At 40.8% G+C, this 13,245-nt stretch carries 17 protein-coding genes and 3 pseudogenes; 15 read left to right on the top strand and 5 right to left on the bottom strand.

Annotated features, from left to right (window positions below; translation table 11 throughout):
* The first annotated feature begins 11 nt into the window (after positions 1–11).
* The 4 genes from NSS66_RS07240 to NSS66_RS07225 all read left to right on the top strand — a co-directional run bounded on the left by NSS66_RS07240 (position 12) and on the right by NSS66_RS07225 (position 1,493).
* Entirely contained in the window at positions 12–209 is a 198-nt protein-coding gene (locus NSS66_RS07240; protein WP_023989035.1) for a hypothetical protein, read from the top strand.
* Positions 210–332: 123 nt separating this feature from the next.
* Positions 333–608, top strand: coding sequence for a hypothetical protein (locus NSS66_RS07235; RefSeq protein WP_023989034.1), 276 nt, complete (start codon positions 333–335; stop codon positions 606–608).
* Between the two features lie 418 nt (positions 609–1,026).
* Positions 1,027–1,197 carry a hypothetical protein gene (locus NSS66_RS07230; protein WP_023989032.1) on the top strand — a complete coding sequence of 57 codons (171 nt, stop codon included), beginning with the start codon at positions 1,027–1,029 and terminating at the stop codon, positions 1,195–1,197.
* Between the two features lie 170 nt (positions 1,198–1,367).
* Positions 1,368–1,493, top strand: coding sequence for a hypothetical protein (locus tag NSS66_RS07225; protein WP_023989030.1), 126 nt, complete (start codon positions 1,368–1,370; stop codon positions 1,491–1,493).
* A gap of 61 nt (positions 1,494–1,554) precedes the next feature.
* On the opposite strand, the gene NSS66_RS07220 is transcribed toward NSS66_RS07225, so the two are convergent.
* Positions 1,555–1,881, bottom strand: a complete 327-nt coding sequence (locus tag NSS66_RS07220) for a hypothetical protein (protein WP_023989029.1) — start codon at positions 1,879–1,881, stop codon at positions 1,555–1,557.
* A 135-nt stretch (positions 1,882–2,016) separates the two neighbouring features.
* Between NSS66_RS07220 and NSS66_RS07215 the strand changes: the two are divergent.
* The 5 genes and pseudogenes from NSS66_RS07215 (at position 2,017) to NSS66_RS26830 (ending at position 4,527) form a co-directional block, all read left to right on the top strand.
* Positions 2,017–2,654, top strand: a pseudogene (locus tag NSS66_RS07215) (hypothetical protein).
* A 320-nt stretch (positions 2,655–2,974) separates the two neighbouring features.
* Positions 2,975–3,214, top strand: coding sequence for a YdcF family protein (locus tag NSS66_RS07210; RefSeq protein WP_049828347.1), 240 nt, complete (start codon positions 2,975–2,977; stop codon positions 3,212–3,214).
* 56 nt (positions 3,215–3,270) lie between these two features.
* Entirely contained in the window at positions 3,271–3,726 is a 456-nt protein-coding gene (locus NSS66_RS07205) for a DinB family protein (protein WP_071558644.1), read from the top strand.
* Between the two features lie 404 nt (positions 3,727–4,130).
* Positions 4,131–4,349, top strand: a complete 219-nt coding sequence (locus NSS66_RS26835; protein ID WP_425325627.1) for a hypothetical protein — start codon at positions 4,131–4,133, stop codon at positions 4,347–4,349.
* Positions 4,303–4,527 (top strand): DNA methyltransferase, encoded by a 225-nt coding sequence (locus NSS66_RS26830; protein ID WP_370671133.1) that lies wholly within the window; start codon positions 4,303–4,305, stop codon positions 4,525–4,527. The genes NSS66_RS26835 and NSS66_RS26830 overlap by 47 nt, the downstream gene beginning before the upstream one ends.
* 116 nt (positions 4,528–4,643) lie before the next feature.
* Here NSS66_RS26830 and NSS66_RS07195 read toward each other — a convergent pair whose 3' ends face one another.
* Positions 4,644–5,201 (bottom strand): MepB family protein, encoded by a 558-nt coding sequence (locus NSS66_RS07195; protein ID WP_076264861.1) that lies wholly within the window; start codon positions 5,199–5,201, stop codon positions 4,644–4,646.
* Between the two features lie 482 nt (positions 5,202–5,683).
* Here NSS66_RS07195 and NSS66_RS07190 point away from each other — a divergent pair, with 482 nt between their 5' ends.
* Both NSS66_RS07190 and NSS66_RS07185 read left to right on the top strand, forming a co-directional pair.
* A complete protein-coding gene (locus NSS66_RS07190) occupies positions 5,684–6,454 on the top strand; it encodes a collagen-like protein (protein WP_075154282.1) in 771 nt (256 codons plus the stop codon).
* A gap of 587 nt (positions 6,455–7,041) precedes the next feature.
* Positions 7,042–7,197, top strand: coding sequence for a hypothetical protein (locus NSS66_RS07185; RefSeq protein ID WP_338532483.1), 156 nt, complete (start codon positions 7,042–7,044; stop codon positions 7,195–7,197).
* 35 nt (positions 7,198–7,232) lie between these two features.
* Here NSS66_RS07185 and NSS66_RS26825 read toward each other — a convergent pair whose 3' ends face one another.
* Entirely contained in the window at positions 7,233–7,475 is a 243-nt protein-coding gene (locus tag NSS66_RS26825) for an IS3 family transposase (protein WP_091002005.1), read from the bottom strand.
* Positions 7,476–8,452: 977 nt separating this feature from the next.
* Positions 8,453–9,358, bottom strand: a pseudogene (locus tag NSS66_RS07180) (EamA family transporter).
* 185 nt (positions 9,359–9,543) lie between these two features.
* Between NSS66_RS07180 and NSS66_RS07175 the strand changes: the two are divergent.
* Positions 9,544–9,951, top strand: a complete 408-nt coding sequence (locus tag NSS66_RS07175) for a Kelch repeat-containing protein (protein ID WP_338532482.1) — start codon at positions 9,544–9,546, stop codon at positions 9,949–9,951.
* Positions 9,952–9,976: 25 nt separating this feature from the next.
* On the top strand, positions 9,977–10,780 hold the full coding sequence (locus NSS66_RS07170; protein WP_338532481.1) for a Kelch repeat-containing protein: 804 nt from the start codon (positions 9,977–9,979) through the stop codon (positions 10,778–10,780).
* Between the two features lie 57 nt (positions 10,781–10,837).
* Here the strand turns inward: NSS66_RS07170 and NSS66_RS07165 are convergent, their stop codons facing one another.
* A complete protein-coding gene (locus tag NSS66_RS07165; protein ID WP_023989013.1) occupies positions 10,838–11,170 on the bottom strand; it encodes a hypothetical protein in 333 nt (110 codons plus the stop codon).
* 887 nt (positions 11,171–12,057) lie between these two features.
* Between NSS66_RS07165 and NSS66_RS07160 the strand changes: the two are divergent.
* Both NSS66_RS07160 and NSS66_RS07155 read left to right on the top strand, forming a co-directional pair.
* Positions 12,058–12,304 (top strand): annotated as a pseudogene (locus tag NSS66_RS07160) (YolD-like family protein).
* A 152-nt stretch (positions 12,305–12,456) separates the two neighbouring features.
* Positions 12,457–13,242 (top strand): hypothetical protein, encoded by a 786-nt coding sequence (locus NSS66_RS07155; RefSeq protein ID WP_279834087.1) that lies wholly within the window; start codon positions 12,457–12,459, stop codon positions 13,240–13,242.
* The last annotated feature ends 3 nt before the right edge of the window (positions 13,243–13,245 follow it).

The following is a 13,245-nucleotide window of genomic DNA, read 5'->3' as shown; positions in this document are numbered from 1 at the left end:
AGAGATAACCCGTGAGTAAATACAAAGTGTATGAAACAGTAGCGGTGAGACAGTTGGTTTATCTAGAAGAATACGAAGGGAATAGAATGCGTGAGATCGGAGCGCAGATTCGGTCTGAAAAGCCCAATATGATCATAACCCCACAAGAAATAGAAGAATTAGGGGGATTAGAACTGATTGACATAGATATTAGACAAATATACCTATAATGAGCGATAAGCACAGTGAGGTAATACACCTCAAACGCTACATAGAGCGGTTTTACGTGGATGAGGTAGGGAGTAACCACCAATACAATACGCTCACCCAGGAACGTTGGAAGGATGATAGATATGAATGTGTGGCCGATATCGGCTATTAAACAAGATGGTAAGTCCAGATGTGCCAACTGCGGAAAGCCGATAAGCGAAGCTAGAGAAAAACTTACAGGCAGGTTATACGATGGGGAGTTTGCTTGCTGTCGGGAATGTGATGATGAACATGAAGAATTAGGCAGCAGCCCCATTGAACATGGGATAAGATATCGTGATTTGAATATTAAGCCTATACAGGGTGTCGGTCACACGGCACCAAAGGGAGAATATATAGATGAAAATCGTAGTGAATAATGAGCAGGAAGCGGACTGCGTCGCTTCTTCCAAGACGGACACGAATATTCGATCATGGACTTGATCAAATCAGAAAAGGAAAAACAAGAAGACACAGAAGACTTGCAAGGAGAAGATTTTCGCATTTTGGCAGAAGGATTTTTTTGGTCAGAACTGCATATAGAGATTGATCGAAAAGAAGAAGAACTGAAATTTCGAAGACGACGATTGGGTGACAGGAGAATGCATACACTGTGGTACTCATACGACGGGAAACAATCGCGATGAAGATTAACCTATAGTGAGTGAAAAGCGATGGATTCTCCTGAATCGCGGGCTACTTGGCGATACGAGGATTGTTACAATCGTCTATGTCCGTGCTGCTCAGAACGTCTTATAGGAGACGATGAAGACGACGAATGCTGGGGGAGGAACAACAATGACAGATAAACCAGACTGGGAAAAGCGAATGGTTTACTGGATACTGGAAGCCGAAAAAGAAAAAAGTTGGGCAGATAATATAGAAAAACGGTTGTATTTTTCGAACACCGAAAATGAAATTATTGAAAGGAAACATAAAGGTACTCGTCGATACTCAAAAGGAATCTGAATCCCTAATACAACAAAGGATGCAGAGATAGCCAGACTAAACGGGTCACTCATGAAAGCCTTCCAGCTGTGGACTGATTATTTTAATGCACCGAACGCAGAGGGCAAAGTGTGTATTAATATCGAGTTATCTAAAGTGTTTGCGAATGCGGCGGTCAAGGAGGATGCCACATGATACGCGCATATACCACTATATTAGCTGCTGTACTGTTGTTTATAGGTGTAGTACAAGTAGATAGGTATATGTTGATTGAGACTGTGCCGGCAAGCGAGGTGAGGATTAAATATGGCAAATAATAACGATGAAAAAAATAAGCACCTATGAAAAAAAGTGCTTACTTTAAAGTTAGTTTTATTATTAAGGGAATATTTTGTAAATGTAGCCTTGATATAATGGGCATACTTTGTTGTTGCCTTTTTGTTGCCATTTATATAAATTAATATTTCCTCCAAATCCTCCTGTCATGTAAAATTTTTGAGTTGGAACTGTCGATTTCATATCCTCTTTAACTGTTGCACCTCTGATGCCACTTACCCATTTTTTGTTCCCTTGAGGCGGATCATATGGTGACTGAGAAGAAATATTTGCTGAAGTTGGGGCTTGTTCTGCAAAACCTAAAGACGGTACAGACAATGCCCCAAGAAGAACTGTGCCAGCAGCCAAAGCAATAATAGATTTTCTCAAAAGTAAAGCCTCCTTAGTTTGTTTTCTTCGTATGCAAACTATGGTGTAAGGTAATTATAGTGTTTTGATTTACATATATATACCAAAAATAACGATTTCACCAAATTATCACATTATATAAAGGAATGATAAACGATGAATGACGATCAAATGTGTATAGTTAATAGTCTTGAAGATGAGTCTTCTGATACACAAAAGATAATCCAGGTAAACTTTTTTCGGACATTGAGCAGGAAGATATTCGAAAAACAAAGTGGCTTCTTAGTAAGTATGTTGATATGATCGAGGTGATCAAAAACTATGAGTTTGCTCTCCAGTAGATTGAAAACGGAATGTCTGCGTATGAGTTACTTTCCGCCGAGGGGGCAATTGCAAAACGAGAGTCAGGTCAGGAGTTAACGGCAGGTGTAACAGCAAACGCTGTAATCCTAAAGGACAAACGGCATATGAATTACAAATTCTATCAATTCATCACAAACAATGTCCGCTTCGCCGTAAACAACATGAGGGATCCACACGAGGGACTTGCTGCTAAGCTGCTGTTCATAGACGGTAAAAAATACCTCAAGGCCCAGCAGTATATGGAGAAGGGATACAGAAAAGATGTGCCTAGTATCTCAGCCACGACATTTGCAGTTAAACGACGACGAGCGATTGTAAATATAGCAAACAGTCTTAAAATTAATCGGACTTTGGATTTTGTGGTTATTGACTATGGTCGGGGCCGCAACAAGGAGGGTGAAATCGGACTTAGGGTGCCAGAAGTAAATTAGACCGTAAGGGCTTAAGCCTTTGCGGTCTTTATTGAGGTGTCAGAAGAAAATAAAGTTCTAGACAGAAAAATAAAGTAATAGTCTGACGATGCTTCATTAAGCTAACGGGCAGGAAAATTTAACCAAATAGCGAATGGATAGTCTTTGAATACTTCGAAAATACCGGATTCCAGGGTGTTAATACTGAGGAGTTCTACATATGTCATTCCCCTTTGATTGTATTAGTGATTTTATGTTTTTCGAAACGGAGTTGGAACAGTCAGACATTATATTAATTCCCAGGAGCAAGTCATCCTCAATTAATGGAAAGAGTTGCAACATTGTACCATAGCGGTATCGCTCAATTTATTCTACCTTCTGGTGGTACGATCCCTCATGTAGAAACAGCCGAATGGGAGTTTCTAAAAAATGTCGGGGTAGCGTTAGGAGTACCTTCAGAATCATTACTTAAAGAAGATAAAGCAACTAATACCTTTGAAAATGTACGTTTCTCCTTGGAAGTGTTACAGCAACAAGGAATTCATCCAAAAAAGGTTGTTTTAGTTCATTCAAATGATTAAACTAACGAATAACAGTAGGTTCAAGTAATCGATGAAACGAAGAGGGGGGAACCGAAATGAAGACGATCAAGTGCATGATGGACCACCTGTACTGGGCGGACGGGCGCATCTTGGACGTGCTTGAGGAGAGTGAGACGAAGAACAAGGACCTTCTGAAGCTGGTTCGGCACGTCGCGGTCGCGGAACGAGTCTGGCTGTCCCGATTGCAGGGCAAGGGCAGCACGCAATATTCGTTGTGGGAGGAAGTGGAAGACCTGAAGGCGATCCGGACGATGTTCGAAGAAAACGCCGAGCAATATCGCGTCTATATCGAAGGGCTCGAGGAATCCGAGTTGGACGAGATGATCGACTATGCGAACCAGAGCGGGGTTCCGTTCCGAACGTCCGTACGGGACATCCTGTCGCAGGTCCTCTTACATGGGCAATATCACCGGGGGCAGATCAACCGGGCACTTCGGATCGAATCGGCAGAGCCTGCCCAAGTCGATTACATCACGTTCGCGAGGCTCTAACAGGGCCTAATAATCACCATTACTCGGAATGGGATTGGTATTGAACTAACGGGACACGTTAGTTTAATGGAACAGCGACAGTCTAGGACCTTTATTTTTTCATCCTTGGTTGTCGCTGTTCTAATTTCTAAGGTCAGTCTAAAACTTATTTTATGGAGTTTTCTTCGAACAATAAAGTTGTGTACTAGCGAGTCAACTACAATTATTTTCCCCTGTGCGATATACAATAAAGTTGTGTACCAAAATCCAATATTTGCGATTTATATTTTTTTTAATATTCTAAAAATATGTACGTTAAACCCTTATAAATATGTTCTCCTGTCTTTAACTTTTCAAATATTTCTTTACCATAATACCGCTCTCTATTTAAACCAAAGCAGCCGTCCTGATTTTAGCAAAGCCTGATGACACTTGTTCATCAGGCTTTTGTTTCTACTAAGAAACATACTTTTGTTATTGTAGAAAGAAAATTTGAGGATGCTATGAATGCTGCTTCCTTTGGTTGGGCACAGTATCGTTTTAAACATGAGCAGATCTTTTACGCTCATCTGAAAAGCAAGGCTCCAGCCCGATACGGTGATCGGAACACAGACTACGGTATGGAAGGCTGGTCTTCCTGTTGAGGAACCGCTGCCTAGGACAGTATGGGAAGTTTCACGGGGCAATGTAAATAAGTATGTTCACCCCACTCAGATGCCCCTTGATCTACTAGCTATTCCCATTATGAATAGTAGCCAGCTTAGTGGCGTAGTTGTCAATTTCTTTGGCGGCAGCGGCTCTACCCTTATGGCCTGTGATTAGCTTGACCGCTGTTGCAGGACCATGGAACTGGACCCGGTATTTTGTGATGTGATTAAAATGCGATATCAGCTGGCAACCGGCATGGAGCCGGTACGTCTTTCTAATGTTGCAACACATTATTCTAAATCGTAAAGTACGTTTGCACGAGAAATGTCTATTGGTTCGTTTACAGGTATGTTAAGAAAATACTTTAACTGCCATGTCTGAGTTTTTTGAGCCTGGAGGCTTGTAGGCGTGTCCCATGGTGGATAAATACGTATTGCTCTTTTACCACCTTCACCTTTGTTAGATAATATTTTATGTTTAATCAGAATGGATTTTGGGAATACAAATTGCCCCAAGCTACTGTCTTTACGTGCACTAATAACCAAAAAGTCGATTGGATCTGATACGTCATAGGGTTGTATTGGTCCATCCCCAATTCTCTTATATATAGTCACAAATTGCCCGATCTTTTTTGGAGTTGTCTTTGCAATACGGAATCGTATAGAGTGGGCATTTAAATTAAAGAAGTAGGCCCCATAGTCAGAGTTTTGTTTTTCTGGAATTGGTCCAGTACATTTAAAATTGCATGGATTATAAACTGAAACTTTAGCGGCAAGCAGGTCGGTATGAATCTTATCAGATGCTGTCCAAGAATTTTGGTCACCAGAAGATATTTCTTTGTTAACCATTGTTATTTATTCTCCCCCATATATAAAACCGTTGTTTAACGTAGCATTCACTATATTAATGTAACCGCAGATGGTTCACAAGTTTGTGTATATTCTGCCTAGTATAAATAAAAAGGGAGACGCGTGAACGTCTCCCCAATGACAATGGGACAGACAACGAATAGCAAGAGACACTACTACAGCGCGAAATAGAGTTCGTAGAGGGTATCCTTGATCAATGGTATAGTACCGAAAGATTGTTAAGGCTGGTATAGCTCAGTGGGTCAAAGACCTACAGGCTAGAAATATAAAAATGCAGATAGTGCAGAATCTGGATCGGTTGATTGAACTGGATATAAGCTTCAGAAGGATGAGCTGTAATAATGCTAACACGATAGAGTCAGACCTATGCCTATTTTCCCAAGATGAAGTCAACAGCCCAATCTTTTTGGTTAATTGCACAATAAGCTACTTTGACTAGACTTTGGAGGTGATCATTAAATATGTTTCGACATTATTATTGGCAAAAGAAAATGCATCGGAGAAAATTTAGAAGATGTGTAGTTAAAAAAGTCAAAGTTTTACCGAAAGTTATTGTTAAAGGGATCCGAGGACCTCAAGGACCTCAAGGACCTCAAGGACCTCAAGGACCACAGGGACTGCCGGGTCCACAGGGAGTTCCAGGCGCTCAAGGCCAGCAAGGGCTACAAGGTTTTCAAGGAATTCCTGGACCAACAGGACCAGCAGGAGCAGTAGGTCCAGCAGGACCAGTGGGACCGGCAGGAGCGATAGGACCAGCAGGACCAGCGGGAACGGTAGGGGCGGTAGGACCAGCAGGAGCAACGGGGGCAACAGGGCCTGCAGGCGCCGGGATATCAGACTTCTTAAGTGTTTTCCGAGCAGATCCTGGTACGGGAACTGACACAGTTCCGGGTAACTCACCAATTACCTTTACTGGAGTTTTGGCTAATGTTGGTGGTGCATTTACTTTCACTCCTCCATCTCCAACGATAACAATCAACGAAACGGGGAGCTATCTAATAGATTTTACAATTCATAACCAAGGCAATGCTGACTTTAACCTTACCGTAAATGGATTCCCTGTTACCCCAGTTCCTTTCACGGGTAACGGTGGCGGACCAACTTCGGCAGAAGTCATTATTACTGTAGGGGTCGTTCCTACAACTATTCAATTAGTAAATGCAAATGCAACCCCAGCCCAACTTCATAACTTTACCAATACTACTCTTACTATATTAAAGTTGACTATTTAAGCCATTCTTAATGATATATAGAACATTATATGTAGCCGCTTTAGAAAAGACTGTACGATTTCATATCGTCAGTTTGTCTAATTACACTCATAGTAAGCAGACGTATTTATGGGGGGGATTGTGTAGCATGGCAAGAGAACGTAGTGGTAGTAATAAGATCCATTAAACATTACCACTACTCCAAAGCCTATCTTTAAAGTTAAAATGGAAAATCCGTAGTAACATGGTAAAAAGCAATGATATTATTCAGACATAGAAATATGAATGCTAAGAAGGTCAGGAAACTTTTCCTACCTTCTTTTTTGTTGTGACAAAATAGGAACTATTGCTTTGATCCGTCAGGTACGACAACTCATGAGCGGCAATCAATATAAATTTTCTTTTTCGATTGGTTGCGAAAAATGGGAAGCTACAGAAGAACGGGCCGAGGTCGATTGGCCTAAAGTTTAGGCATTGCATAAGGAAGCCTTTAATCTTGTGTTGGTAGAAGGACTGACGGAGGATGAATACGAAAATGTAGATGAAGAGGGCATTAAGGAGTTGGACGGCCTCTTAGAACGATTTCTATAAGGAGTCGTTTCCACCTGATGAAGATTATGAACCTGACGACGAAGAAGGCCAAGAACAGAAACCGGGAATTCGAAATCATTCTCCACGGTGGTAAGGTGGAAAATAAAAAGCCGAAGAAGGTCAAGTCGCTATCTGATCTTGGTTTCTTCGCAAATTCCGCAATCATGAAGTGACCCCTTTCAAGCAGGCAGCTATCAAAAAGCAATAATTAAGCAGCCTGAGTACTGTATTCATAAGGAGTCAGGTTGTTTAGTTTCTCATGAAAGCGTTCATGGTTGTAGAAATGGATATACTTCTGGATGGCATGCTCCACCTGTTGAGCTGAGGCGAGAGGGATATTGAAATCCTTGGTCGCTATGCAGTAACACCTCGCGCGTCCTGTCGTTTCCTTGCCTTTTTCACCGTATCTAACACCAGGCTCAAATCTTTCTGCGGCTGATCTGGTAGGCAACCATTACGTTGTTAAGAAGATCCTGAATCGTGGAAAGGTAGAGTCTCTGTCCATTGAACATGAGGTAAGTGATGTCCGTTACCCACTTTTGATTCGGCTGGTCAGCCTTAAACTCCCGGTTCAGATGATTGCCAGAAACAACGTAGGCTACTTTCTTACCATAGTAGCACGATGCTATGTCCCTTACTAAGCAATTCTTGGATCACCGCAAACTTTTTACTCTTGGGTACAGCATCCATTCCTCCTTTCACATTTGCAAGAGCTTTTTTAGCATTTCATTTTCCGCTTCGAGGCGTTTCAGCTTGACCTCCGGATATTCGGGTCGTGTTCGAGGTCTGCCGATGCCTGGCCCTTTTGCTTTGCCTCGTTTTTCCTCTAGACCATTAACTTACTTATCTTCTCTTAGAAAAGGAAACCGGGATCGGCAAGAATACATGGATCTGGCGTATACCTGAAGCGATCCATGATTTAAACAAGCGAATCCCAAGGACTATCGAATTAACAGAAAATGATGATGTATACTTTTTGAACAAATCTTTGAAGTTTACAAAAATGACAAGAACAGAATATTTAACGAGCTTCACTTCATCGAAGCAACTTTCATTTAGCATTATAATGAGGCTAAGAGTCTAAAAGAGGGGCTTAACCAGCCTAAAGATAATTTGATTATGCTTGATAATAAAAACAGAAAACATACGAGTTTGGAAAATTTGGGGAGCTATATTTGAAACTGAGGAATCTAATCCTGCGAAAAAAAATTTAACCTTTCAAACATGAAAAACAGGTTTAGCCATATATTCAAAAAGGACCGATAGGTCCTTTTTTGTTTGAACAGAGCGGGTGAATCTTCTAAGACTATGATTTTGAAATCTGGGATGAGCGTTATAAGCCCCCGCATTTTACACAGCGTTGTAAATGCTTCAAATCTTATTCTGAAATCATTGTCCATCTAACCCATTAAAATTATAGATATCTTGTTATGCTGTGTTCTTCTTCACTAAAGTCTGTGGTTTTGATCCTCTGTGTCTTATGTTGCTAAATGCGATGCCGCATAAAATGATGATAACACCGATCCATTGAGACCAGCCTACAAATTCTCCTAATACAAGAGAAGACATAATAACGGCCATGGGTAATTCAGATGCAGTCATAATTGTACCCATTCCTGAACCAATATGTGGCATACCTATGGAGTACAAAAGCGGAGGCAGCACAACTCCGAACACCCCGAGGACTAATCCAAAAGGACTCAATCCTGCCAGCACATCGAGGTTAAATAAGAAGGTTGGCGGAAATACCACAAAAACAGTAATAACAGCTCCGGTTGAAAGAAGGGCGCTTTTCAGTGTGGGCGAAGTTTCTTTCGCAACAGCACCACTGAGGAAAACAAATAAAGCGAATGTTGAAGCAGCCAATAGCCCCCAAATCGTTCCTTGCCACGAGAGTGAGAGATCACCTTGAGAAAAAATGTTTGCCGCCAAAACCGAGCCGATGAGCAGTATTCCAATCGAGATAAGTTTACCCCTGGTTGGTTTTTTCTTCTGGAGAACCCATTCGTATAGTGTCCCAATCCAAACAAACTGAAATAAAAGGACGATAGCTAGGGAAGCATTTATGGTCTGTAGCGATTGATAATAAAACATACCTGTCAGTCCAAATGGAATTCAGGATAGAAGGAGTTTTGTAACCTGCTTGTACGTAAGGTTTTTCTTTTTTACAAAAATTACAAACATCCAGCTCAAAACTGCACCAAAGAAATACTGCACACCAGTTACCTCTGGTGTTGAAAAACCAGCGCTATATGCCAGTTTAACAAATGTGGAAAGTATGCCGTAACAACAACCTCCCAAGAAAACAATAACTGCATAATGCCACAACTTCATGAACAATCCTCCTTTTTTGAATACAAAAAAGCCACACAAATGCGTAAAGGCATTCGTGTGGCGAAAATAGAGATGACTCTCTAGAAAAATCCACATCCATCGGGTTTTAGTATTTCGTTCATTTCGGTATCAGTATAATTAAAGCATTATGGAGCATTTTAATTGTAGTGATAGTGTTCTTGAATATGTCAGCTTTAGAGGTAAAAGCAGAAGCTGTAAGCGATGAATGGTCGATTAAAACGACTATAGAAAATCCTAAGGCGGTAAGTGCTGTTTCTGAATTGAATGGCAAGATATATATTTTCGGTGGTTCTTCAGGATCAAACCCATATAAGGATGTTCAAATTTATGAGCCGAAAAATAATATATGGGCCTCAGGAAGTAGCATGCCTACGGCTCGTTCTACAGCAACTTCCGTTGTTTATGGAAATGATATTTATGTTATTGGTGGCTATACAGGTAATGCCTTTAGCTGGACAGGAGGCTCCTCAGTAAATAATGTTGAAGTTTACAATACCCAGACAGATACATGGAGTGTTAGGAAAGCTATGCCGCAGGCTGGCTTTAGGTTCGTTGACAAGTGTTTTGTATAAGGGAAAGATTTATGTGTTTGGTGGGATGACAACAAATACGCGTTCAGTTGCTACTGTCCAAGTATATGATCCGGCTTCCGACAGCTGTTCAACGAAGAAACCTATGCCGAATACACTTCATGGTTCCTCTGCAGTTGTACATAAGGACAAAATCTATCTTGTAGCAGGTAGACATATTGATAATAATTCAAATGTCTCACTAAACACATTTCTTGAATGTGATCCCGATAACGATAACTGGTCAACTAAACCCAATCTTTTGACAGCACGTGGAGGGGCCCAAGCTGTCATTTATTCCAATAAAATATTTGCTATTGCTGGAAAAACTGAAGCAGGTGGACGTAGTTATGAACTTAATACAGTAGAATCCTTTGATTTTGAACAGAATAACTGGTCTCCTGAGGCTAGCTTAAAGCAAGCCAGAAGTGGGGCAGGGGCTATAACATTAGGTGGACAAATTTACGTTATTAGAGGAAGTCAGAGTACATTGGCAAATTCTCCGGTTAATACTATAGAGATATTCGGGAAGATTGACGGTTCCACACCTGAGCCGGCACCAACTCCCGAACCAACTGATCCATCTCTACCAACTGGGGACCGTGCAATTCTGGTGGTTACTATGACAACTGGTTTGGAAAAGGAGTTTGACCTAAGCATGAAAGAGGTCAATGACTTTATCTCATGGTATGAGGGCAAGCAGGCTGGTTCTGGATCGGCTTCATACGCCATTAATAAACACGATAATAATAAAGGTCCATTCAGCAGCCGAAAGGATTACATGCTATATGATCGTATCCTAACATTTGAAGTAAGTGAATATTCTAAATAAATTTAAAAGCTCTGCTAACCTTAATTGGTCGGTAGAGCTTTTAACTGTTCACGCCTCTTATAATGTATCAAGGTATTCTTTCTGGGATTTGATATAATCTTCCACACCATCATGATAGGTAAATCTACCGCCATTTTTATCAATAATCCAGTTGATCTTCTCGTCATTTAACAAGACTCCATACATGCAGTGATGAAGCAGTTCAATTTGTTTTTCATCCCTAATTCGGATCAAGTGTTTTTCTTGTTCGTCAATGAGGTACCATTTCGTTTCTGTTTCATCTACATCTAGATCTACATCCGCATCCACATACAGAATTGATACCGACAAGGGGAATGGCCAGTCAAACCAATGTTCTCGCTTGTCTTCTCTATAACCTTCAAATGCCATGGTTATTTCCTCCTACTTGGATAATTTCCTGATTAGTTAAATGTAACTAACGTGCTGCGATTGTACGCTTTATTGAACACTGTTTTTTGGGAACTCGCAGCTATCCTCAGCCTTTGGCATCTTGGCACTAATGGGGTGAATGACCTGCCGTTTGAGGTTGGCACGAACTGCGATGCGTCTGTTTAGGCTGGGTTAATGGGGGGGAGGTCCGAACTTTATTGTAAATCCCTCATTTGCTCAATTTGTAAAGGCAATGCTGGTTCAAGGGAGAATTTTCGGCAGTAGCCCCTTTTGACAATGGACGAGTAGGCTTTTAGGAATACACACATTAAATTTACTGCTGTTCTTGTCTTATCCTATTGGCTCAGGAATATCGCCCCCATATTCTTTCCATGGCTTTACGTGCGCCATCGTAAACTTCTGCAAAAGTTTAGTGTAACTTTGGCAACCGTCTATTCCGCTATTGTTGTTGCATAATAGTTGTGTCCGCTTTCGTCGTTCATTGTTCTGATCTGTATAGTATACGGAAACGCCGGGTAACAAAGAAGTTGAAGGCTTTGTTACCTGATATCGAACGCTACTCCAATACTCTACAATAATTCTGCTGAGCGAAGACGGGTGCCCAACATGATGGAACTGGAGATAAAGACAGGTAGCAGTGTAGTGGACATAAAGGCGCGCGGTTGCTGGCTTTGGGAAGAAGGGGACAACAAGAGCGATATGCGCTCTATATTGTAATCATAGAGGGCTGGGATGGTGACCAAAAGATCATTACATTTTCCTCGTCTGGAAATAGGCATTATACGGTATTAAACCTCCAATGATTGGGAGTTTATTTTTTGTACTCAGAATATAATTTGTGCATAACACATCAGGAGGCTACATACATGTCAAAAAGACTCGAAGGTAATGGATTATGGGAAAGCAGCTGCATCTTCATACTGGAACATAAGGAAGCGTATCTAAAGCTCATGAAAGACCGTCAACGGCGCGGCAAGCCAGAGTTGGATGATCAGGAAGTGCAGCTAATCGAGCAAGCGCTAATAGATTCCTACAACTCACGTACGGCTGTCACGCGGTGAGGATGATTTTAGCTGGATTAAGTTGGAGGATATTATTTCTGCAAGTACATAAAAGGCCCTAGGTAACCGGGTCTTTTTTACGTCCTTTACCAAGTTAAAATATGTTTACTATTTATTTTTTTTCGTATATATTAATATTTGGAAATTATTTTTCATAAATTTTTCCTGCAAAAATAGATTAAATTAATAGAGGAGATTATCTCAATGAGCATTTCATTAAGAATAGAACGCAAATCCGGTGGTGAACCAATCGAGTTTATAAAAGGTGAGATCACTGGCTTTACTTATAAGAATAATAGTTCCATAAACCTTTCAGCTAAGTCTACAAACTTGGCTCATTCGCTACATATTCGAAGCAAAATTCCGCTTCATTCGCTTCCTTCAGTTATATACAATGCGGATAATTCCAACATGCTGTACACATGGGCAAACGCAGAATATAAACCTGATAGTGAGGACGACTATCGAAAATGTAACATCCAAGTCGTGAGAAATGAAAACGCGATCCGTGATATTACGTTTACACACGCTTATGTAGATAAGTATCAAGAACAGATTGATACCAGCAAAGAGATACATGAGTTTGAACTTGTTTTAAAACAAAAAGAAGATCAATTGGGAAAAATTCAATACAGTCCTCAGTTAGAACCTAAGGAAACAAGAGAAAAGGATCAGTCTGATGTCTCGCAAAAAGTACTGGAAGGCGCATATAGTAAGAATATGTTAGTGTATGCAGGAAATAATACTTTTCCGTTTGAAAATCCTCTGGTAGAACTAGAAAAGGCTTGGGTGCGAGGCGTAGAGCAGGTAAAAGATTCGACAGATACTGTAATACATTATCCTGATCGTAAAGCATTTACATTAGTAGCTGTTCCTATAGCTCGAAAGAAGTACGGAGATATCACAGCAAATTTACTTCAGCATTCACTTGATTACAAACCAGGACATTTACACTTTAACGAGTGGTCATATGAGGCGCAGCAAATTTAAAAA

Source organism: Paenibacillus sp. FSL R10-2748 (genome assembly GCF_038005565.1).
In the GTDB taxonomy this organism is placed as follows: Bacteria; Bacillota; Bacilli; order Paenibacillales; family Paenibacillaceae; genus Paenibacillus; species Paenibacillus polymyxa_B.
Note: the sequence above shows the minus strand (reverse complement) of the source record. Positions and strands in the feature narration are given on the sequence as shown.

Excerpts from the sequence above, each read along its gene's own strand:
- NSS66_RS07205 (WP_071558644.1), top strand. The coding sequence starts at position 3,271 with ATGAAGACGATCAAGTGCATGATGGACCACCTGTACTGGGCGGACGGG.
- NSS66_RS26835 (WP_425325627.1), top strand. The coding sequence starts at position 4,131 with ATGACACTTGTTCATCAGGCTTTTGTTTCTACTAAGAAACATACTTTT.
- NSS66_RS07195 (WP_076264861.1), bottom strand. The coding sequence starts at position 5,201 with ATGGTTAACAAAGAAATATCTTCTGGTGACCAAAATTCTTGGACAGCA.
- NSS66_RS07190 (WP_075154282.1), top strand. The coding sequence starts at position 5,684 with ATGTTTCGACATTATTATTGGCAAAAGAAAATGCATCGGAGAAAATTT.
- NSS66_RS07170 (WP_338532481.1), top strand. The coding sequence starts at position 9,977 with ATGACAACAAATACGCGTTCAGTTGCTACTGTCCAAGTATATGATCCG.
- NSS66_RS07225 (WP_023989030.1), top strand. The coding sequence starts at position 1,368 with ATGATACGCGCATATACCACTATATTAGCTGCTGTACTGTTGTTTATA.
- NSS66_RS07175 (WP_338532482.1), top strand. The coding sequence starts at position 9,544 with ATGTCAGCTTTAGAGGTAAAAGCAGAAGCTGTAAGCGATGAATGGTCG.
- NSS66_RS07235 (WP_023989034.1), top strand. The coding sequence starts at position 333 with ATGAATGTGTGGCCGATATCGGCTATTAAACAAGATGGTAAGTCCAGA.
- NSS66_RS07165 (WP_023989013.1), bottom strand. The coding sequence starts at position 11,170 with ATGGCATTTGAAGGTTATAGAGAAGACAAGCGAGAACATTGGTTTGAC.
- NSS66_RS07155 (WP_279834087.1), top strand. The coding sequence starts at position 12,457 with ATGAGCATTTCATTAAGAATAGAACGCAAATCCGGTGGTGAACCAATC.
- NSS66_RS07185 (WP_338532483.1), top strand. The coding sequence starts at position 7,042 with ATGAAGATTATGAACCTGACGACGAAGAAGGCCAAGAACAGAAACCGG.
- NSS66_RS07230 (WP_023989032.1), top strand. The coding sequence starts at position 1,027 with ATGACAGATAAACCAGACTGGGAAAAGCGAATGGTTTACTGGATACTG.